Origin of the sequence: Gibbsiella quercinecans (genome assembly GCF_002291425.1) — a bacterium.
Lineage (GTDB): Bacteria > Pseudomonadota > Gammaproteobacteria > Enterobacterales > Enterobacteriaceae > Gibbsiella > Gibbsiella quercinecans.
In genome coordinates this window covers 2,738,017-2,759,404 of the sequence record NZ_CP014136.1, presented here as the reverse complement: position 1 = coordinate 2,759,404, position 21,388 = coordinate 2,738,017, and the positions used below count along the sequence as shown (strand labels likewise).

The 21,388-nt window shown below is 55.6% G+C and carries 20 protein-coding genes; 10 read left to right on the top strand and 10 right to left on the bottom strand.

Annotated features, from left to right (window positions below):
* The first annotated feature begins 60 nt into the window (after positions 1-60).
* The gene (gene ulaR, locus ACN28Q_RS12780; RefSeq protein ID WP_095846687.1) at positions 61-816 is read left to right on the top strand and encodes an HTH-type transcriptional regulator UlaR; all 756 of its coding nucleotides are present in this window, start codon (positions 61-63) and stop codon (positions 814-816) included.
* Between the two features lie 113 nt (positions 817-929).
* Here the strand turns inward: ulaR and ACN28Q_RS12775 are convergent, their stop codons facing one another.
* A complete protein-coding gene (locus ACN28Q_RS12775; protein ID WP_095846686.1) occupies positions 930-1,892 on the bottom strand; it encodes an Rpn family recombination-promoting nuclease/putative transposase in 963 nt (320 codons plus the stop codon).
* Between the two features lie 234 nt (positions 1,893-2,126).
* Between ACN28Q_RS12775 and glpE the strand changes: the two genes are divergently transcribed.
* Positions 2,127-2,453 (top strand): thiosulfate sulfurtransferase GlpE, encoded by a 327-nt coding sequence (glpE, locus tag ACN28Q_RS12770; RefSeq protein WP_095846685.1) that lies wholly within the window; start codon positions 2,127-2,129, stop codon positions 2,451-2,453.
* A gap of 33 nt (positions 2,454-2,486) precedes the next feature.
* Here glpE and ACN28Q_RS12765 read toward each other — a convergent pair whose 3' ends face one another.
* The 4 genes from ACN28Q_RS12765 to rbsK all read right to left on the bottom strand — a co-directional run bounded on the left by ACN28Q_RS12765 (position 2,487) and on the right by rbsK (position 6,545).
* Positions 2,487-3,758, bottom strand: a complete 1,272-nt coding sequence (locus ACN28Q_RS12765; protein ID WP_413541205.1) for an MFS transporter — start codon at positions 3,756-3,758, stop codon at positions 2,487-2,489.
* Between the two features lie 35 nt (positions 3,759-3,793).
* Entirely contained in the window at positions 3,794-4,273 is a 480-nt protein-coding gene (locus ACN28Q_RS12760; RefSeq protein ID WP_095846683.1) for a NanQ anomerase/TabA/YiaL family protein, read from the bottom strand.
* An 85-nt stretch (positions 4,274-4,358) separates the two neighbouring features.
* Positions 4,359-5,282, bottom strand: a complete 924-nt coding sequence (locus ACN28Q_RS12755) for a dihydrodipicolinate synthase family protein (RefSeq protein ID WP_095846682.1) — start codon at positions 5,280-5,282, stop codon at positions 4,359-4,361.
* A gap of 51 nt (positions 5,283-5,333) precedes the next feature.
* The gene (gene rbsK, locus ACN28Q_RS12750) at positions 5,334-6,545 is read right to left on the bottom strand and encodes a ribokinase (protein ID WP_095849020.1); all 1,212 of its coding nucleotides are present in this window, start codon (positions 6,543-6,545) and stop codon (positions 5,334-5,336) included.
* Between the two features lie 300 nt (positions 6,546-6,845).
* Between rbsK and glpG the strand changes: the two genes are divergently transcribed.
* Positions 6,846-7,682 (top strand): rhomboid family intramembrane serine protease GlpG, encoded by an 837-nt coding sequence (gene glpG, locus ACN28Q_RS12745; RefSeq protein WP_095846681.1) that lies wholly within the window; start codon positions 6,846-6,848, stop codon positions 7,680-7,682.
* Positions 7,683-7,741: 59 nt separating this feature from the next.
* On the top strand, positions 7,742-8,500 hold the full coding sequence (locus ACN28Q_RS12740; protein ID WP_095846680.1) for a DeoR/GlpR family transcriptional regulator: 759 nt from the start codon (positions 7,742-7,744) through the stop codon (positions 8,498-8,500).
* Between the two features lie 39 nt (positions 8,501-8,539).
* Here ACN28Q_RS12740 and rsmJ read toward each other — a convergent pair whose 3' ends face one another.
* The 3 genes from rsmJ to ACN28Q_RS12725 all read right to left on the bottom strand — a co-directional run bounded on the left by rsmJ (position 8,540) and on the right by ACN28Q_RS12725 (position 11,917).
* Entirely contained in the window at positions 8,540-9,286 is a 747-nt protein-coding gene (gene rsmJ, locus ACN28Q_RS12735; RefSeq protein ID WP_095846679.1) for a 16S rRNA (guanine(1516)-N(2))-methyltransferase RsmJ, read from the bottom strand.
* 8 nt (positions 9,287-9,294) lie between these two features.
* A complete protein-coding gene (gene prlC, locus ACN28Q_RS12730) occupies positions 9,295-11,337 on the bottom strand; it encodes an oligopeptidase A (RefSeq protein WP_095846678.1) in 2,043 nt (680 codons plus the stop codon).
* Between the two features lie 115 nt (positions 11,338-11,452).
* Positions 11,453-11,917, bottom strand: coding sequence for an HIT family protein (locus ACN28Q_RS12725; RefSeq protein WP_095846677.1), 465 nt, complete (start codon positions 11,915-11,917; stop codon positions 11,453-11,455).
* Between the two features lie 121 nt (positions 11,918-12,038).
* Here ACN28Q_RS12725 and ACN28Q_RS12720 point away from each other — a divergent pair, with 121 nt between their 5' ends.
* The 5 genes from ACN28Q_RS12720 (at position 12,039) to ACN28Q_RS12700 (ending at position 17,937) form a co-directional block, all read left to right on the top strand.
* Positions 12,039-12,881 (top strand): 23S rRNA (adenine(2030)-N(6))-methyltransferase RlmJ, encoded by an 843-nt coding sequence (locus ACN28Q_RS12720; protein WP_095846676.1) that lies wholly within the window; start codon positions 12,039-12,041, stop codon positions 12,879-12,881.
* A gap of 159 nt (positions 12,882-13,040) precedes the next feature.
* Positions 13,041-14,393 carry a glutathione-disulfide reductase gene (gene gorA, locus ACN28Q_RS12715; RefSeq protein WP_095846675.1) on the top strand — a complete coding sequence of 451 codons (1,353 nt, stop codon included), beginning with the start codon at positions 13,041-13,043 and terminating at the stop codon, positions 14,391-14,393.
* A 228-nt stretch (positions 14,394-14,621) separates the two neighbouring features.
* Positions 14,622-15,665, top strand: coding sequence for a glycosyltransferase family 9 protein (locus tag ACN28Q_RS12710; protein WP_095846674.1), 1,044 nt, complete (start codon positions 14,622-14,624; stop codon positions 15,663-15,665).
* A gap of 5 nt (positions 15,666-15,670) precedes the next feature.
* Positions 15,671-16,159 carry a putative pterin-binding protein gene (locus ACN28Q_RS12705; protein WP_230474297.1) on the top strand — a complete coding sequence of 163 codons (489 nt, stop codon included), beginning with the start codon at positions 15,671-15,673 and terminating at the stop codon, positions 16,157-16,159.
* The gene (locus tag ACN28Q_RS12700; RefSeq protein ID WP_095846672.1) at positions 16,156-17,937 is read left to right on the top strand and encodes an ATP-binding response regulator; all 1,782 of its coding nucleotides are present in this window, start codon (positions 16,156-16,158) and stop codon (positions 17,935-17,937) included. The genes ACN28Q_RS12705 and ACN28Q_RS12700 overlap by 4 nt, the downstream gene beginning before the upstream one ends.
* Here the strand turns inward: ACN28Q_RS12700 and ACN28Q_RS12695 are convergent.
* Together ACN28Q_RS12695 and ACN28Q_RS12690 are read right to left on the bottom strand one after the other, a co-directional pair.
* Positions 17,927-18,781: a helix-turn-helix domain-containing protein gene (locus ACN28Q_RS12695; protein ID WP_095846671.1), complete on the bottom strand. Its 855-nt coding sequence runs from the start codon at positions 18,779-18,781 to the stop codon at positions 17,927-17,929. The two genes, ACN28Q_RS12700 and ACN28Q_RS12695, sit on opposite strands and share 11 nt — an antisense overlap.
* A 456-nt stretch (positions 18,782-19,237) precedes the next feature.
* Positions 19,238-19,780, bottom strand: coding sequence for a TetR/AcrR family transcriptional regulator (locus ACN28Q_RS12690; protein WP_121572390.1), 543 nt, complete (start codon positions 19,778-19,780; stop codon positions 19,238-19,240).
* A 383-nt stretch (positions 19,781-20,163) separates the two neighbouring features.
* Between ACN28Q_RS12690 and ACN28Q_RS12685 the strand changes: the two genes are divergently transcribed.
* Positions 20,164-21,381: a Tm-1-like ATP-binding domain-containing protein gene (locus ACN28Q_RS12685; protein WP_095846669.1), complete on the top strand. Its 1,218-nt coding sequence runs from the start codon at positions 20,164-20,166 to the stop codon at positions 21,379-21,381.
* The last annotated feature ends 7 nt before the right edge of the window (positions 21,382-21,388 follow it).

Below are 21,388 nucleotides of genomic sequence, written 5' to 3'. Positions count from 1 at the left end.
ATTATCAATAAGTGCGCATATAATCGGAAAAACGTGTCCCTACCCTTTAACGGAGCCTGCATGACAGAGTCCCAACGCCACAATGCCATTCTCGATCTCTTACAGCGTAAGGGGCAAATTTCCGTTACGGACGTGATCAGCGCGTTTGATATCTCGCCGGCTACCGCCCGCCGCGATATTAATAAACTCAATCAGATCGGCAAGCTGCGTAAGGTGCGCAACGGCGCAGAGGCTACCCATACCGTACGGCCGGCCTGGACACCGCTTAATATTCACCAAACGCAACATCTGGACGAAAAAATGCGGATTGCCAAAGCGGCCGCGCAGCTTTGCCAGCCGGGTGAAAGCGTGGTGATTAACTGTGGCTCCACCGCTTTCCTGCTGGGCCGAGAGATGTGTGGCAAAGAGGTGCAGGTGATCACCAACTATCTGCCGCTGGCCAATTATCTGATTGAACGCGAGCACGACAGCGTCGTCATCATGGGTGGCCAGTACAATAAAACGCAATCGATCACCCTGGCGCCCCAGGATGGCGATACGACGCTGTACGCGGGGCACTGGATGTTTACCAGCGGTATCGGCCTGACGGCCGATGGGTTGTATAAAACCGACATGCTCACCGCCATGGCCGAGCAGAAGATGCTCAACTATGTTGGCAAGCTGGTGGTTTTAGTCGACAGTAGCAAAGTCGGCCAGCGCGCCGGTATGCTGTTCAGCCGCACCGAGCAAATCAATATTGTGATCACCGGCCGCGAAGCCGATCCGGCAATCGTGGAGCAACTGCGCCAGCAGGGGGTTGAGGTACAGTTGGTATAGCCTTGCGGCGGTTATTACCGAAATGAAAATTTTTGATGATGATGGCCGCCAGGTGAATCCGCTGAATAGGTGCGTCTGACGGCCAGATAGCGCGTTTCGGGACGGAATGAAGATCAGTGGCGAATCTTCGCCAAATCGTCGTCGGTAAGACCGGTCATTTTTTTGACGGTGTTGTGATCGAGACCGTTCTGCAGCATAGTGCGGGCAATTTTCAGCGTAGCTTCGCGCTCACCTTTTACAATGCCACGTTGCTCACCAAGCTGGATACCTTGCTCAATGCCCTTCTCAATGCCCTTCTGTTCAAGCTGTTGCGCGATGGTCATCAGTTCGTCCTCATGTTGCGGTACCCGCTTTGCCAGTTCACGTACAAAGGCCTCTGCGTCTGAAGTTTCGCCCGCCTGTACGAGGTAGTTTATCAGTGAAACCAGCTGCTGTCCTGTCATGTGTTCCGTCAGCAACAGGGTGGCCAGATTGTCCAGCAGGTCTGCCAAATCCCGCCGGTGAATATGTTTTTGCAGCAGCGTCAGTGCCGCCATACTGCGGTGGCCCATTATCTCGTCATCGGGAATTACCGTCACATCAACCAAAGGGAAACTACCGTTGTAAAGGCTTTCGGCCAGATCAGGTGTGGTAAATTCGTCCAGCCACCGGGTTGAATACGGATAGGGGCTGCGCCTGCCCGTATAGAATAGCACCGGTATCACCAGCGGCAGCTGTTTGTGCCCGGCGTCCAGGTGGCGCTGCATGGCCGCCACCGCGTAACGAAGAAGCCTGAACGCCATATGCTTGTCAGGAGATGACTGGTGTTCAATGAGTACGTGAATATAGCCGTCATCGCCAGCCGTGGTTTTCAGGCTGTAGAGGATGTCGCTGAAGTAAGGGCGCAGATTCTCTTCGACAAAGCTACCGGATTCCAGCTTAAGGGTACTGAAGTCACAGACTGCCTGCAGTTCTGCTGGCAGATGCAGTTGCATGAAATCCCGGGCAGTATCGGGATGGGTCAGAAACTGTTTGAATGCCAGATCGTGTGGGGTTGGGGTGCGATTCCTGCCGCCCTTCGCTTTCCTGTCAGACATGCCTTCTCCTTTGCCTTTATGGCGGCATTTTGCATGGACGGATTGTACCGAAACGCTGGCTTGCGTACCCGCTGGTTGTGGCGTCCGATAGGGGGCGTTACTGTTGCTATTTACGAATACCCAGGGAAATTTCGTCTATCTTGAGAAATAAAAACCACAGCGTTTCCCCGGTCTTAAACGGCGCAGAATTCGCTACACTATCCGTGTCTCCCAATCACAAGGCAGTTATTCGTTATGGAACAGTTTGAAGCGATCAATATAGAGCAGGCCTATGCCCGCTGGAAAGATGGCAGCGCCGCGCTGGTTGATATCCGCGATCCGCAAAGCTTTCAGGCCGGGCATACGCCGGGCGCTTTTCATCTTACTAACGACAGCCTGCACGCCTTTATGCAGCAGAATGATTTCGATCGGCCGGTGATGGTGATGTGCTATCACGGCAACAGCAGCCGCGGCGCCGCACAGTACCTGTTGACCCAAGGCTTTGACGCCGTCTACAGCATCGACGGCGGTTTTGAAGCCTGGCTACGCCAGTTCCCACAGGATATCGAAACGTCCGTTTAGCCAGCAAGGGCGCGTCCGCTGCGCCCCACTCCCTTATGATTGCGCCAGCACCATCGGCCGTTTCACAAACAGGCCATAGCTCAGCGCACCCAGCATCAGTAAGCCTGCCCCCAGCAAGAACACATTGGTGAACTGGCCGGTCAGATCGAGGATCACACCGGTGACGATTGGCGCCATGGCCGCCCCGAGAAAACCACCAAAGTTCTGAATTGCTCCCAGCGACGCCACCTGTTCTTTCGGCGCGATATCGGTCGCCAGCGTCCAGATCACCCCGGAAGGGAGCTGCGAGCAGAAATACCCCAGCGTCAGCAGCAGAATGCACAGCGGCGTGCTATCCACAAAGGGGATCGGCGCCACAAAGCAAGCAGCCAATGCGGCGCCGCAAACGATCGGAACCTTGCGCGCAGCGATCGCTTTGGCGCCGCGGCGGATCATCCAATCAGACAGCGCACCACCGCAAAGCACCCCAAGGATCCCGGCAAAGAACGGGATCGAGGCGATCCAGCCGGTCTGCTTAAGGCTGAACCCCAGCGAAGTTTCCAGGTAGCTCGGCAGCCAGGTCAGGTACACCCAAATGGTGAACATGATCGAGAAGTTGCCCAAAATCATGAACCAGGTGGTTCTATGGCGGAACAATGAGCCCCAGCTGGCCTTGGCCGCTGCCTGGCTCGCCGGTTGCGCAACCTGGCGTTTGCCGGCGTGGATCAGCGCTTCTTCACGCGCATCCGGATCGCGGTAGAACTTCAACCAGGCCAGCAACAGCGGGATGCCTGCCACGCCAATGATGATAAACATGCCGCGCCAGCCCAGGGTCAGCAGCAAGACCGTCAGAATCGGCGGCGCCACGGCGTTGGCAATTTGCGAACCGGTATTGATGATGGACGTCGGCAGCCCGCGTTCCTTCTCCGAGAACCACCGGTGGGTGATTTTGATCCCAGAGGTAAAGAACGGCGATTCAGACACCCCCAGCATCATGCGCAAGCCGTAAAACAGCGAATAGCTGTTCACAAAGGCCGCCATCGCGGTAAAGGCCGACCACAGCCCCAGTGCCCAGGCAAACATTTTCTTCGGCCCCAGCTTATCCACCAGCCAGCCCGCAGGCAGGTTAGCCAGCGCATAAGGCCACAGAAAAGCGGAAAGCAGCATGCCCATTTCGGTGGATGAGAAGCCAAACTCCCTGGCGATGGTGGTATTGGCGATGCTCAGGTTGGCCCGATCAAGGTAGTTTACGATCGCCGCCAACAGCAGGATCAAAATGATCCCCCAGCGCAAGCGCGTGATGGGCGTTGCCTGCATCTGGGGCATTGCCGCCGGGTTGATAGCCGTGGTTACGTTTTTCATCATTCACCCCCGGTAAACAAACTGAGGTGAATTTTGATCACCGCTTTGCGGATCAACGCTTCACCATGGCTCTGGCAGCAAGGCCGGTGCAGATCGTGCGGGAAAAACACCGCGAACATGCCGGGCTGCAAAGTGACCGCTATCTCGTTATGCGTCTGCTGATAAAACACGATGTCGTGTTCCAGGCGCTGTTCCGTGATCGTCTCATCGCCCTGGCGGCGGGCAACGCCGATGGTCTCTTCGCCCTGCAGCAGGTATTGAATATCGACAAAGTCAAAATGCGACTCTGCACGCATCTGTTCTGCCGGTACGGTGTGCATTTCCTGCAGCAGGCAAAACAGCTTGCCGGGGATAATGTCGATCTTGCCGAGCGGCAGCGCGCTGAAGTCGGTGCGTTGAATAAACGCAATGGCCTGGTGAATGATGGGATGGAACGCGTGCTTCTCCTGCGCCCAATCCTGGAGATCGCAAATCATCATAATGTAGTGCCCCGTATAGTGGTTGTTTTAGCGGGTTTAGGTACAAAAGTTGGGTTTGCTGCGGGGCACTACGCCCCGCAATGGCTTAACCAGCCACCTTTTTCTGGTAAAACTCCGTGCCGGTGTGGATTTGCTCCAGCAGCACGCCGAGCCCCCAGAATTTTTCCAGCACGTTGTCTTTATTCACCCGGCAAAATTCGCTGCTAAAGGTGCCAAGGCGCTGGTGATAGATTTTGGCGTTCTTCGGGTAACCCAGGGTTTCGGTCACCGCTGCCAGTGACAGGAAGATCGACAGCTCCTGAGCAAGCGCCGGTTGCTGCGCCCCCTGGTGATACAGCCAGTGGTAGAGTTCAGGGTGGAAATTGGTGAATACGCCGCTGAATCCTTTGGAACCGGCCTGCATGGCCGGATAGGCGATGGCGGCGTTGGCATTGATAATGTTCAACGGCGTGCCGGCAACCAGTTTTACCCGGCGGGTGACGGTTGGCAGATCGCAGCTGACGTCCTTCAGTACCACAAAGCGGCCGCTGTTGGCGCAATAGGTCAGCTCCTCGTCGCTCAGCAGCCGACGATAGGGCGCAGGGCATTCATACAGCCCCAGCGGCATCTCGGCCGGCAGCGCCGCCAGCAGTTGCTCCAGCGTGCTGAAAAACGCCGCGCTACCCTGCTGTTTGGGATCCAGATGGTTGGTCACCAGCACCAGCGCATCAATGCCGGTTTGCGCCATCGCCTGCAGTTCTTCAACCTGCTGGCCCAACTCATCGCTGATATGGCCGGAAGCGATCACCGGTACGCGGCCATCCACCTGCTGCACCACAAAACGCGCCAGTTCAACGCGCTCCGCCAGGCTGAGATACTGCATCTCGCTAGACTGGCACACCGCAAACAGCGCATCGACGCCGCGCGCAAGATACCAGTCGATCAGCCGCGCCAGGCCAGGGTAATCAATCTCGTTTTGTTCAGTGAACGGCGTTAACATCACAGGAACAATGCCATCAATGCTTTTCATTTATCACTCCTCGCGCCGCACCTGCGGCTACTCATTATCTGATGTATCGGATTAGCGCTGGCTCAAGCGAGCCACCACCTGTTCGTGTTGCGGCATGTTGGAAGCGCCCTCCCGCTCAACCGCCAGGGAAGCAAACGCCGCGGCGTAAGTCGCCGCCTGAACCAGCGTTTGTCCGCTCGCCACGGCTGCCGCCAGGGCGCCATTGAACGCATCGCCCGCACCGGTGGTATCAACGCTCAATGCCGGGAACGCCGGGATATGCTGGAACTGGCCGCCGTCCAGGATCAGCGCCCCGCGCGATCCCATGGTGATAATCACCCGCCTGGCCCCCAGCCCAATGATGCACAGCGCTGCTTCTTTGGCGCTGGCCAAATCCGTCACTTCAATACCGGAAAGCAAAGAGGCTTCGGTTTCATTCGGGGTGATCACGTCCACAAACTCCAGGCTCTGCAACGTATCGCTGGAATAAGGGGCCGGGTTTAGAATGACTTTTATTCCTAACGCATTAGCCAGCTTCATGGCATTTAGCGTGGCGTCGAAATTATTTTCCAACTGCAGCAGCAAAACGTCGGCATTCGACAGCTCCGGGGTAATTGCCGCCACTTCTTCATCGGTAATGGTTTTATTGGCACCGGAATAAATGGCAATCATATTTTCGCCATCCTGTTGCGAGACATAAATAATCGCGTTACCGGTGGGTTCGGTTTCTGACTGATATAAATTAAAGGAATGTATTTCTGATGAAGAAAGATGATCAAAAGCGAATTGGCTGAACTGATCTTTACCCACCTTCGACACAAAATGTACGCAGGCGCCGGCGCGGCTGGCGGCGGTAGCCTGATTAGCCCCTTTGCCACCGGGGCCAAGCGTGCTGCCCAACGCCAGCAGAGACTCGCCGCCGCGCGGGAAACGGGCCACCTTCGCCACGATATCGACATTAAACGAACCTAATATACACACCTTACCCTGCATTTTTTTTCCCCTGCCTTTTTCCGGCGTTTTCTTTCTCTGGTTTTCCAGGCGTTTTAATAACACTTCGAAATTCCCGCCAGTTTCAGTAATTAATTTGGCCTGGAGGCTGCGGCGAATCACAATCGCGCCGCCGTGGCAACGCTGCGCGAATCCCTGCCGGGTTAATTCATTTAAATCGCTGCGAATAGTCTCTTTGGTCACGGCAAACGCCGTGGATAAATACGCCACGCTAACGCGTTCATATTTATCCAGATATTCCAGGATCTTATTGCGTCGTTCTTCAAGAAACATAATCACCTCAGCACCTGTTTTTGAGAGTACGGGAGCACCTGTGGTTAAAAAGTGACTGGGATCATATGTTGTGGGGCAAAACGGAAGTAAACAAAAATCGCGGTAAAAAACCGCAATTCGTCTGGGTTTGAGGGGTGGCTCACATTTTCTTGAACGGCCAAAATGGCCGGGTTATCGGCGCCTGGGCTTATGGTTTTTTTTCAATCCTTTGCCTGTGTTCAGGATTTCGACGTTATAATCAGCCGTCATCTCCGCCACTGATAACCGGCGGTCAAAATCATTCAATTAGACGGAAAAGCTATGGTTCGCGTGATCGCCGTTTCCAATCCACGCCTGGCACAGGCCTTCATAGATTATATGGCGACCCAGGGTATTCAATTAACGGCACGCCACACTGATGAAGCGGCAGAAATCTGGCTGGAGGATGAAGCCCGGCTGGAACAGGTGCAGCACGAGCTGCAACAGTTCCTGCACGATCCGCTCAACCGCCGCTACCAAGCCGCCAGTTGGCAAACCGGCACCACCGATGCCGGGCTGCATTACCAGCGCGCCTCTTATTGGCAGATCATCCGCAGCAAAGCCGGCCCACTGACGCTCAGCGTGATGGCGCTGTGCATCCTGGTGTATATCCTGATGCAGATCATGGGTGCAGACAACGTGATGTACTGGCTATCCTGGCCGCAGAACAGCAGCCAGTATCCGCAGCTGTGGCGCTGGGTCAGCCATGCCTTCCTGCACTTTTCACTGCTGCACATTGTCTTCAACCTGATGTGGTGGTGGTATCTTGGCGGCCCGCTGGAAAAACGCCTTGGCGCCGGCAAGCTATTCGTGCTGGCCGTGGTATCCGCATTTTTCAGCGGCTGGGCGCAGTCTCTGTTCAGCGGCGCCCTGTTCGGCGGCCTTTCCGGCGTGGTCTACGCGCTGATGGGCTACGTGTGGCTCAGCGGCGAACGCGCCCCAGAGCGCGGCCTGATGCTGCCGCGTGGCCTGATGGCCTTTGCCGCACTGTGGCTGGTTGCCGGCTATTTCGATATTTTAGGCATGTCGATCGCCAACGCAGCACACGTGGCTGGTTTAGTGTTAGGGTTAATGATGGCATATTGGGACACGCGTCATCGTGCGCACAGCGAACAATAACAGTCACGGCCATAGCCGCGGCAACGGGCATGGCTTGGCGTATAAGGTAGAGGAATATCGTGAAGCAAACACAGCGTCATGACGCAATTATTGAGCTGGTGCGGCAACAAGGATATGTCAGTACCGAGGAGTTGGTCGAACATTTTGCCGTCAGCCCGCAGACCATCCGTCGCGATCTCAACGATCTGGCCGATCAGAACAAAATCCAGCGCCACCACGGCGGCGCCGCTCTGCCCTCCAGCTCGGTGAACGCCGCCTATCACGACCGCAAGGTGATGTGGTCGGAAGAGAAAGCGCGCATCGCCCAGCGCGTTGCCAGCCAGATCCCCGATGGCGCCACGCTGTTTATCGATATCGGCACCACGCCCGAAGCGGTGGCCCATGCGCTGATGAATCACAAAAACCTGCGCGTGGTGACCAATAACCTTAACGTCGCAACGCTACTGACCGCTAAAGAGGATTTCAGGCTGATCCTGGCCGGGGGCGAAGTACGCACCCGCGACGGCGGCATCATGGGCGAAGCCACGCTGGATTTCATCTCCCAGTTCCGTCTTGACTATGGCATTCTCGGCATCAGCGGTATTGATATGGACGGTTCGCTGCTCGAATTCGATTATCACGAAGTGCGCACCAAGCGCGCGATTATCGAAAATTCACGCTGCGTGATGCTGGTGACCGACCATTCCAAGTTTGGTCGCAATGCGATGGTGAACCTTGGCAATATGAACCTGATTGATTATCTGTTTACCGATCAGTTGCCGCCGCCCAGCGTGATGAAAATCATCGAGCAGTATGATGTGCAGTTGGAGCTGTGCTGATACGCCTGCGCCCTCTGATGTGCGCGAGGGCGAACGCGCCTACAGTGGCATATAGATATCGAAACGGTGGTTTTTGGTCAGGGTCGCGGCATGCGCCGCCACGTTGGCCAACGGTGGCGCATAGTCCGGGCGCTTCACCACAATGCGCTTGGTCGCCAGGCGGCGCGCCGGCTCCAGCAGGCCATCGGCATCATCGTCACGGCCCACCAGCGACTGAAACACCCGCATTTCTTTCTTCACCAGCGCGCTTTTCTGCCGGTGCGGATACATAGGATCGAGATACACCACCTCCGGGCGCGCTTCAATCTGTGCCAGCGCCGTCAGGCTGGAAGCATGCAGCAGCGACATACGCTCGCGCAGCCAGGGGCCGATATCCGCGTCCTGATACCCACGCTGCAAGCCATCGTCCAGCAACGCCGCCACGACCGGGTTGCGCTCCAGCATGCGCACACGGCAACCCAGCGCCGCCAGCACATACGCATCGCGCCCCAGGCCGGCGGTCGCATCCACCACGTCCGGCAAATAGCTGCCCTTAATGCCTACGGCTTTGGCCACCGCCTCGCCGCGGCCGCCGCCAAAACGCCGGCGGTGCGCCATGGCGCCCGACACGAAATCGACGTAAATCGCCCCAAGCTTTGGCTCGTCGCGCTTGCGCAATTCCAACCGCTCGGGGGTTAACACCAGAGCCATTAGCGCATCATCATCGGAAACAAGCCGCCAACGTTCAGCCAAAATAGACAAGGCGCCGGGATCGGCGCCTGCTTCACACAATAAACACACGCTCACGTGTTTGGTTACCCTTTGATACCGTAATGGCGCAGCATAGCATCCAGCTGCGGTTCGCGGCCACGGAAGCGTTTGAACAGATCCATCGGCGCTTCCGACCCCCCGCGCGACAGGATGTTATCAAGGAACGATTTACCGGTTTCCGGGTTAAAGATGCCCTCCTCCTCAAAGCGCGAGAACGCGTCTGCCGACAGCACTTCCGCCCACAGATAGCTGTAATAGCCCGCCGCATAACCGCCGGCAAAGATGTGGCTGAAAGCATGCGGGAAACGGTTCCAGCTTGGCGATGGCACCACGGCGACCATTTTCTTCACTTCCGCCAGCGTTGGCAGCACCTGCGCGCCTTTTTCCGGGCTGTATTCCACGTGCATGCGGAAATCGAACAGGCCGAACTCCAACTGACGCAGGATGAACATGGCCGCCTGGTAGTTTTTCGCTTCCAGCAGCTTATCGAGCAGCGCTTTCGGCAGCGGCTCGCCGGTCTGGTAGTGGCCAGAGATAAACGCCAGCGCTTCCGGCTCCCAGCACCAGTTTTCCATAAACTGGCTCGGCAGCTCCACCGCATCCCATGGCACCCCGCTGATACCGGCAACGCCGGCGGTGTCGATCTGGGTCAGCATATGGTGCAAACCATGGCCAAACTCGTGGAACAGCGTGGTCACTTCGTTGTGGGTAAACAGCGCAGGCTTGTCGCCCAATGGACGGTTGAAGTTACACACCAGGAAGGCCACCGGCTTTTGCAGTTCGCCATTGGCTTTACGCAGGCTGCAGACGCAGTCGTCCATCCAGGCGCCGCCGCGTTTGTGTTCGCGGGCGTACAGATCCAGATAGAAACTGCCGCGCAGTTCGCCGCTGGCGTCGAACAGATCGAAGAAGCGCACCTCTGGGTTCCAGATATCCACATCTTTGCGCTCTTTGGCGGTGATGCCATAAATGCGCTTCACCACCTCAAACAACCCTTCCACCACGCGCTGTTCCGGGAAATAAGGGCGCAGTTGCTCATCGCTGATCGAGAACAGATGCTGTTTCTGTTTTTCGCTGTAGTAGGCGATATCCCACGGCGCCAACGTTTCCACGCCGTAATTCTCTTCGGCGAAGGCGCGCAGCTGCGCCAGTTCTTGTTCGGCCTGTGGGCGCGCGCGTTTAGCCAGATCGGTCAGGAAGCCGATCACCTGCTCCGTGCTTTCCGCCATTTTGGTCGCCAGCGATTTGTGCGCGTAGGAGGCAAAACCCAGCAGTTGCGCCTGTTCGTGACGCAGCGCCAGCTTTTCCGCCATCACTTCGCTGTTGTCCCATTTGCCGGCATTCGGCCCCTGATCGGAAGCACGGGTGCTGAACGCGCGATACATTTCTTCACGCAGCGCCTGATTATCGGCATAGGTCATTACCGGCAGATAGCTCGGCATATCCAGCGTCAGCAGCCAGCCTTCCTGCTCTTTGGCCTGCGCCATGGCTTGCGCCGCCGCCAACGCGCTTTCCGGCAGACCGCTCAGCTCGTCCACATTGGTAATCAGCTTGCTCCAGCCCATGGTGGCATCCAGCACGTTATTACTGAACGTTGAGCTTAGCTCAGACAGACGCGCGGAAATTTCGCCGTAGCGTTTCTGTTTTTCTGGGGAAAGGCCGATACCGGACAGTTCAAAATCACGCAGCGCATTTTCCACCGCTTTGCGCTGCGCGACGCTTAGTTGGTGGAAACCTTCCCCGTCCTTCAGGCTGCAATAGGCCTGGTACAGCCCGGCATGCTGGCCCACCCAGGTGCCATATTCCGACAGCAGCGGCAGCGCCTGCTCATAGGCCGTGCGCAGTTCCGGGCTGTTCTTGACGGCATTCAGGTGGCCAATCGGCGACCAGATACGCGACAGGCGATCGTCCACCTCCGCCAGCGGTTGGCAAAGGTTATCCCAGGTAAACGGCCCCGGCTGCGCAACCACACGTTCCACCGTAGCGCGGCAATCAGCCAAAGCTGACTGCACTGCCGGCACAATGTGTTCAGGGCGAATGGCGGAAAACGGCGGTAGGGAAAATGGGGTCAGCAACGGATTTGTCATAGAGCAGTCCTGAAGTTGGGGCCCGGGATAAATACCCGGCCTTAAAATGCGTTTGAACAACTAACATGGAGGCAAGCTGCTTGAAAATCAATGGCTGCCGTTGATAGTTCGTGCCTTACGCACTGCCCACTTGACGGATCCTGACCGCCAGCGCGGCCAAATGCCGATCGTCGGCGCGGTTGGCGTCATGGGAAGACAAATAGCCTTCGTAACGATCGAAAAACTTTTCCAAATGCGATTCTATCGGCTGCCATTTATCCAGTTCCGCGGTGCCGTGCATCGGAATCAGCTTGGCATGCACGTGATCGACGCCAAAACCTTCAAACACCATGCCGCTGCGCCCCACATCATCGAACGCGCGATCGAGCAATTGGGCAACCTGCTTGGTAGCCAATATCAGTTGGCCCAGCACTTCATCCGGCAGGGTGAAGGCATAGCTTGGGTAGTGTGCTTTCGGGATCACCACCGTGAAGCCTTCGGTATTGGGATAAATTGACAAGAACGCCAGATGATTATCGTTTTGCCAAATGGTGTGGCATGGCGCCCGCCCCGCCACCATCTCACAAAATATGCAGCTCATTTCTCCTCCTTGCCGTCACGGCGATGCATTTCACTTTTTCTGACCCGAACAGTTTATACTGTCACCATATTGCAATTTTTTGATCCCGCTCCGGTAGGAGCACAAGGAATGACCAAACGCCATGCTTAGTTACCGCCACAGTTTTCACGCCGGCAACCATGCCGATGTGCTCAAGCACACCGTGCAAAGCCTGATCATTGAATCATTGAAAGAAAAAGACAAACCCTTGCTGTACCTGGATACCCATTCCGGCGCCGGGCGTTACCAACTGAGCGGGGAACACGCCGAGCGCACCGGAGAATACCTGGAAGGCATCGGCCAACTTTGGCAACGTGACGATCTGCCGCAGGAGCTGGCGGCCTACATGAGCGTGGTGCACAATTTCAACCGCAGCGGCCAACTGCGCTACTATCCCGGCTCGCCGCTGATTGCCCGCCAACTGCTGCGCCCACAGGACAAAATCCACCTGACGGAGCTACACCCGAGTGATTATCCGCTGTTGCGCGGCGAGTTCCAGAAGGATGAACGCGCCAAAGTGCTCCGCGCCGACGGGTATCAGCAGCTCAAATCGCAGTTGCCGCCCCCGACGCGCCGCGGCCTCATCCTGATGGATCCGCCGTATGAAATGAAGACCGATTACCAGGACGTGGTCAAAGGCATACAGGAAGGCTATAAGCGCTTTGCCACCGGCACCTATGCGCTGTGGTACCCGGTCGTCCTGCGCCAGCAGATCAAGCGCATGCTCAAGGAACTGGAAGCGACCGGGATCCGCCGCATCCTGCAAATTGAACTGGCCGTCAAACCCGACAGCGATCACCGCGGCATGACCGCCTCCGGCATGATCGTGATTAACCCGCCGTGGAAGTTGGAACAACAGATGAACACCGTGCTGCCCTGGCTGCATAAGGCGCTGGTTCCCAGCGGGATCGGCCACCATCTGGTGCACTGGGTGGTGCCGGAGTGATCCCCGCCAGGCCCGGCAACCTGCTTGCCTGGGCCACCAGGGCACCTGCGGCGCATTCCGCCGCAACCTATTACAATCATTGATGCAATCTTTGCGACAAACGGCGCTCAGGCGTTAAACTCTTAGCCTCTTCAAATAACACAACGCATGGAACCCCAAATGACGAAACATTACGATTATCTTGCAATTGGCGGCGGCAGCGGCGGGATCTCATCGATCAACCGGGCAGCCATGTATGGCCAGAAATGCGCGCTGATCGAAGCTAAAGAACTGGGTGGTACTTGCGTTAACGTGGGCTGTGTTCCCAAGAAAGTTATGTGGCATGCGGCGCAGATCGCCGAGGCCATCCACCAGTACGGGCCGGACTATGGCTTTGACGCCACGGTTAACGCGTTTAACTGGAAAACGCTGATCGCCAACCGCAGCGCTTATATTGACCGCATCCATAACTCTTATGACAACGTGCTGGGCAAAAATAAGGTTGACGTCATTAAAGGGTTCGCCCGCTTTGTCGACGCGCACACGGTAGAAGTGAACGGCGAGAAGATCACCGCCGATCACATTCTGATCGCCACCGGCGGGCGCCCAAGCCACCCCGATATTCCCGGCGCCGAATACGGTATCGATTCCGACGGTTTCTTCGCGCTGGATGACATGCCAAAGCGCGTTGCCATTATCGGCGCAGGCTACATTGCGGTAGAGATTGCCGGCGTGCTGAACGCACTGGGTGCAGAGACCCATTTGTTTGTGCGCAAACACGCGCCGCTGCGCACCTTTGATCCGCTGATTGTCGATACCTTGGTCGAAGTGATGAACACCGAAGGGCCGAACCTGCACACCGAGTCCACGCCGAAGGCCATCACCAAGAATGCCGACGGCAGCCTGACGCTGCAGTTAGAAAACGGCCAAACCTTTACCGTCGACAGCCTGATTTGGGCCATCGGCCGTGAGCCGGCAACCGACAACCTGAACCTGGGCGTCACCGGGGTAAAAACCAACGACAAAGGCTACATCGAGGTCGATAAATTCCAGAACACCAGCGTGCAAGGCATTTACGCCGTGGGCGACAACACCGGTGCGGTTGAGCTGACGCCAGTAGCCGTTGCGGCAGGCCGCCGTTTGTCCGAACGCCTGTTCAACAACAAGCCCGATGAGCATCTGGACTACAGCAACATCCCGACCGTGGTCTTCAGCCACCCGCCGATCGGCACCATCGGCCTGACCGAACCACAGGCAAAAGAAAAATACGGCGACGATCAGGTGAAGGTTTACACCTCTTCGTTCACCGCCATGTATACCGCAGTCACCCAGCACCGCCAGCCGTGCCGGATGAAACTGGTTTGCGTGGGTAAAGACGAAAAAGTCGTCGGCCTGCACGGTATCGGTTTCGGGATGGATGAAATCCTGCAAGGCTTTGCCGTGGCGGTGAAAATGGGCGCCACCAAGAAAGACTTCGACAACACCGTCGCCATCCACCCAACGGCTTCGGAAGAGTTCGTTACCATGCGCTAAACGCCGGTGACTTGAACGCCGGGCCCCCGGCGTTCAAGTTCCTGAAGCATTCAATAGGCTTCACATGGGCCACGCTAATGAAACCGAGCTATTTTTATTAAAATTCCATCAACGCTTGCTGACTATGGGCCTGCTTATCACCTGCATAATCCGTTATTATCTGCCATCCTTTTCTTATTAAAAAAATAGACCCCCTTACCTCCGCCTCTATTAGCAACGGGAATAAAAATGGTTGTGTTAACAAAGGATGAAGTGCTGTACCACCAGGGGAGCCTGCTGACGCCGGAAGGCCAGATTGTTGCTTCCTACGATATTGAACAACAAAACACTTTTTCCAGCGATTATTACAGCCTGGCCGGCCAGGAAGGCATCTTGAATGCCGCCATGGCGCCTTTCCAGATTGACTATCGCGAGGTGGCGCAGGTACACATTATTAACGGCATGGGCGTGACATTGGGCGATTCTATTATCGGCCTGACCGCTGTTGAAGCGCTGCGCACGTTCAACCCGCAGTTACGCAGCCTGATTTACCGGCCGGGGCGATCGCCCCACTATGTTGACACGCTATACCACCTGGCCGCCGGCGTGGTGGCGGAGATGCGCTGGCTGCCCTGGCCGCTGGCACGCCTGCCGCGGCGGGAACTGCGTATTGATGCCGGCAACCAACTGTTCTGGCCCGCGTTCACGGCACTGCCCATGATCGATTTTTTCCTGCAGGCGCTAGGCGTTGATCCCGCCGCCGTTCCCCAGGAAGCGAAAACCAACCGCTGGCTGCAGCAGCTTTGTCTGCCCAGCCTGCCGGCACATGAACAATACCCGCAATACGTGTTGTTTTGCCCGATGGCGAGCACGCCGCTGCGCAGCATCCCGGCCAGCATGCATAGCCACCTGGTTGACTGGCTTTGGGAAACATTCCGCTGCCCGGTATTGGGCTTTGGCGTGGTCAATCACCCGCACTACACCAATATTCAGGCGCTGTCGCCGGACACCGGCAGTTTTCTTGCCTGGGTGAAGCAAGCACGGTACGTGCTAACCGCAGATACCGCTGCCGTACACATCGCCGCAGGGTATGATGTACCTACTACTGCCTTTTTCACATCAATTGCGCCGCAACTGCGGGTGCGGGATTACGCTCATTGCCGGCCAGTATGGCTGGATATTCCGGCAATCAGTAATGTGCAAGCCAGCGCTCGCCCACAGGATTTGGCGCTGGTCGGGCAGGCTTACAACAATGTCGATCTGGCTGCTTTGCCTATTGCGGAGAAATTCTGATGATAATGCCCCTGTTAAAGCGCGTGATGTTTGCCCTATTGGCTTTGGTGATAATTCAATCCAGCGCCTATAGCTTTACCCTGGAAGTCAGCGGGAAAATTAAAAACACCAACGACGATACCCATACCCGTTATATCTTTACCGATAAACAGTTGTATGCCATGCCGGTAAGCAGCATTATTACGTCGACATCATGGACGCCGAAGAAAAACTTTGAGGGTGTATTACTGTCGCAACTTTTGGAAACCGTCGGTGCCGAAGGCAGTACGATGACTTTCTATGCTCTGAACGATTATACCATCGATGTGCCGGTTTCTGACGTTGCCAAATATCAAATGATACTGGCTTACAGAATGGACGGTATTCCACTGCAAGTGAAAAACTTTGGCCCGCTGTTCTTGATTTATCCGCGTGACAGCGGCGACACAGAACTCAACTCGCCGCTGTATAACTCGCGTTTTATCTGGCAGATCAACAGGGTTGTGATTAAATGATATTCCTATTGTTTAAAAACCGCGGCAAGTTGGTGATCCCGGCTATTTTCGCCATGCTGTTTCTGCTCGCTTCCACAGTCACGCTATATTACTACAGCGCCACCCTGTCGAAAAAAGGGCTGTATGCGGTCGCCGGTACGCAGGAAAACTATTCCTGGGCAACGGCCAAATTCGCCATCAAACTGGCGGAGTTTGAAACGCTAATTGAGCAACAAAAACATACCGAGCAGCCCAATACGGATGAGATCCGGATGAAATTCGACATCCTGTATTCACGTTTCTTTGTATTGGAGGCCCCTTCAGAATCCACGGCGCCATTATATAACGAGCCGGGCTACCCGGAAGTTATTGATAAGATACGTTTTGAAATCAACAATATTGAGCAGCTGGTTTCCGTCGCGCAAATTGATTTGCCACGCGTCTCCCTGGCGATGCACCAGCTAAAACCGCTGGCGATCGATATGGCGAACCTGGCGGATCACGCAGAGGTAAAACAGCGCACCAATGCCTATCAGGACTTTATCGGCAAGCGCATGATCATTTTCTATGGCTTGGTGATTATCATGTTCTCGGTGATTGCCCTGATCGCGATTACGCTGATCGTCATCCGCCAGCAGCGCCAAACCATCAGCCAGCAGTCAAAAGCCATCCTGGCGGAACAGAAGGCCATTCGGACCAAAAATGCATTCCTGGGTGCCATTGGCCACGAATTGCGCACATCGCTGCAAAGCATCATGTCGGCCATTGATGTCCTGACTCATACGCGCCTTTCTGCCGAGCACACGGACACCTTCCAACGCCTGGAAACTGCCGCACAGCAAATTGAAAGCCAAATGCGCGATCTGACTGACTACGCCCGCCTGGATAGTGGCATGATGGAGTTGCGCATCGTTTCCTTCAACGCCCAAAAGCTGATTGAGGAAACCGCCGGCGAGATCGCGGTGCTGACGCAAAAAGACGGGGTGCGGTTAACCACCGAGATGGAGTTCACCCATACGCAAATCTATTCCGATCCGCTGCGCATCCAGCAGATCGTCACCAACCTGCTGACCAATGCCTTTAAATACACCGATAACGGCACCATTTCGCTATTTAGCTGTTTGCGCCGGCAGCCGAGCGGCAGCGCATTGATTATCGAAGTCACCGATACCGGCATCGGCATTGAAAAGAAAATGTTGAACCAGATATTTGAGCCTTTTACCCAGGTTGATCAGTCACATACTCGTCAGCACAGCGGCGTTGGTATGGGGCTGGCCATTGTTCACGGCCTGGTGGAATTGCTCAACGGCACCATTACGGTCTACAGCGAAGTGAATAAGGGCACCACTTTTATTATCAGCATCCCGGTGGAAATTAACGAAGAGCCGGAGGCGCCACAAGCGCCAGCGGCAAACGAAAGCACGCTGAAAAAACAGCAATATATCCTGGTGGTGGATGATAATAAGGCGGCTGGCGACGCATTCAGCTCACTGCTGGGCAAGCTGGGTTATGAACATGAGCTGTGCGATTCACCCGAGCGCGCGCTGCAAAAGCTGCTGCGCAAACCCTATGACGCCTTGCTGTTGGATCTGCAGATGCCGGGGCTGGACGGCGCCGCTGTCGCGAAGCACCTGCGCAGCCAGCGCGGGCCGAACCGGGATATCCCGATTATTGGCATCAGCGCCTATGCGCCGGAACTGTTGCCCGCGGAACAGCGAGCCATGTTTGACGACTACCTGATGAAGCCCGTTCGGCTCAACGCGTTGTCTGTGACGTTAACCGCACTGTTTACAGATTAAAACAGCGCTGCAATGCGGCTTCAATGACATGGAGCCGCACCGGTTTCTCATAGGGGCCCAACACGTCATAATCGCGCATTGCCCTGGCGATTTCCGACTCCCGCAGATCGGTGCCCAGTTGGCCGGTCAGCACCAGCACTGGCGCATCTGGGTTATCAGAGGCGCGAATTGCCTCAATGCATTGCTCGGCCGTTTCCTGCCCGATCAGCCAATCAACCACGTAGCCATCAAACAACCCTTTGCTCTGCGCTTCACAAAAACTTTCCACATCGTAAAACGCCAGCGCGTTGAACCCTTGGGCGTTTAAATACTTGGTCAGTTCATCGGCCACCTGACGTGAATCATCAAGCACCGCAATGCTCAGCCGGTCATCTTCCGTGGCCGAAGGCCTGATCTCAATCAGTTCCACACTGTAGCGTTTCCCGGTTGGCATCTCTTCCGCACGATAAATAAACCAGCGTTCACCCTGCTGTAATGCGACAAACTCTGACGAACGCGCGCCAGAGAGTTCATGGCCGATATAGGCTTCGCAGGGGATGTCTACTCCGCCCACGGAAAAGATGGCATTACACGCCATAGCCTGCGGCAATGTGGTTTCGTGTTCAGCGCTAAGATCAACAATCGCCGCCGCCGGCTCGCCCAGCGCCGCAGCCACACCGTTGATTTGTTCCAACGTCCATGGGCTTTGCCCTTTCAGCTTACGATGCGCATGCGAAAAACTCAGCGCTAAAATACGGCTGAGTTCCTTGGCATGCTGACGCTTGCCGATCCCATGGTGCAAAAAGAGTTCCCGTACCCGGTTTGCTATCGACTGTGAATCGAATTTTTGGTGATTATTACCCATTGGTCCCTTCGATTATCCTGATTTATCAGTCGTTTCGATGCTTCACTGCATAAAAATGCTATCCAAAACTGGTATAGTATGCAATCTTACACTTAAACATTGCTTGACATACCATGTTGTATGGTAAAACATGGTATCAAAAGCTACACACAGCAGCACACAATAAAAATAATAGTAAATTAGTTTATCGAATAACCATAACAACACCAGGGATACTCATCTTCGGTTGCAGACTTTTAAAATAGTAAGTGCCAAATAAGCTGCAATTTACCCGAAGTGAGATCATTAACGCTAATCGCGTATCCGGCCGGTGCCTGTAAAAGGCCCGGTTTTTTTATTTTCGTCGCCCACCCAGCCGTTCATCAGACCAGGCGCTTTTCTGCAGATTGGGGAATAGCGGTGGGGAATGTGTCACGCCTTCATCGCCCCCTAAACAGGGCACGATGTTGCAAGGGGTTAGTCCTCCTGGCGCGCCTTTTCGTCTTCATTTGCCTGGCGCAATATCGCTTTCGCCATCCATTGCGTCACATCTTGAATCGCTGCGAGATCCAGGCCCCATATATCTTTCAGCACCAGGAAAACCTCCGAGCCATAAATTAATGAAAATGCGTGGATCACGCGCTGCAGCGAATCGGGTGATAGCTTGCCATCCAGCGGTTCCACGGCCATTTTCAGCAGGCGTTTACGGTTGCCCCGGACAAATTTCTCCCCCGGCGTCGCATTAGCCCATTGCTGCAAAGAAAGCTGCAAGGCCGCGCGCAGGGCGCCTTCGTGCTGTTCCATTTGCGGATAGGCAAATGCCAACAGCTGTTGGATACGCTTAAGGGCATCGTTGTCCTGCGGCTGCCATTCAAGGATTGGCCCGAGGCTTTCCGCCACTACGGCGGCAATCAGGGCGCTTTGGGTAGGAAAATAACGGTAGGCGGTAGCACGGGAAACCTGCGCATACGCGGCCAGTTCAGTCACTGAAGGGAATTTGCCATCGTCATAAAGCGCCATGGCGCTGGCCAACAATAGATTACGGGTTTTAGCACGGGTGTGCGTTAAAGACTTCTCCGACGTAACAGGAAATGCGGATATTGGCACGGCAACCTCAAAAATTTCGTCATGTCGTCCGGCCCCGGAGCAGACATGATAAACGCTCTGGCCGGGTAAAATTCTGGCTTCCCCGCCGCAAGAAAAAGCATGTTTATGCTGTGTGGTGAGACTATAGTCTCACTTTGTATTAAATTTAGCTTGCATAAATGAGATTGCAGTCTCATTATGTACACAAAATCATCGGCTGTGCCATATTGACCAACACCAGGGTTCCCAACCTAACTATAGCTTTATCACTAGAATAATTTGTTCGGATATTTACCGAACATTTCCAGGAACAGGCGATGATGAATACCCCAGCTTTTGTCTATATTGCTACCACAGCAGATACCAAAGGACAAGAGTTGGACTATGTGCGTAGCCTGATCGCCAGCTTTGGTTTGTCCCCCCTTACGATTGATCTTTCCACTCTCGGCGTATCGCACGATCAAACCGATATCTCCTCACTGGACGTTGCCCGCTACCATCCCAATGGCCCAGAGGCGGTATTCTGCTCCCATCGTGGCCAGGCCACTGCGGCAATGGCGGTGGCCTTCGAACGTTTTATCCTGACACGCACAGATATTGCCGCATTGCTTGGCCTGGGCGGCTCAAGCGGCACGGCCATGATCACGCCGGCGATGCAGCAGCTTCCCATTGGTTTGCCAAAACTCATGGTCTCCAGCATGGCCGCCGGCGATATCTCTGGCTACATCGGCGCCAGTGATATCAGCATGATGTATTCCGTGACGGATATCGCCGGCCTAAACCGTATTTCACGGAAGGTGCTGGGCAATGCCGCCCGCCAAATTGCCGGCGCCGTGCGATTCTCTGGTGCTGACGATAGCGGCTGCAAACCGGCCTCCGGGCTGACCATGTTTGGCGTCACCACGCCCTGTGTCAAAGCGATCACCCGCGCCATTGAGCCGCAATGGGATTGCCTGGTGTTCCACGCCACCGGCAGCGGCGGCCGGGCGATGGAGAAATTGATCGATAGCCACCTGCTGGACGTGGTGCTTGACCTGACCACCACAGAGGTCTGCGATTATTTGTTTGATGGCGTGCTGGCCTGCAATGAAGACCGCTTCGGCGCGATTGCCCGCACCAACGTGCCCTGCGTGATGTCCTGCGGCGCGCTGGACATGATTAACTTCGGCTCGCCCAAGACCGTGCCAGCCCGCTATGCCAACCGCCAATTTTACCATCACAACGCGCAGGTGACGCTAATGCGCACCACGCCGGAAGAAAATGCCCATATGGGCCGTTGGATCGGCGAAAAGCTGAATGCCTGTGAGGGGGAAGTCCGCTTTATCATACCGGAAGGGGGAATTTCCTCGCTGGATGCGCCCGGGCAGCCATTCTGGGATCCGGCCGCGTTATCCGCGTTCATCCGCGCCCTGGAAAGCACGCTGCAACCTACGGCGAAACGGCGCATCATCAAAGTACCTGACCATATCAACGATCCGGGTTTTGCTCTGGCCGTCATCGAACAATTTCGGCTGATTTCACCTATTGCCGAATGATATTGCA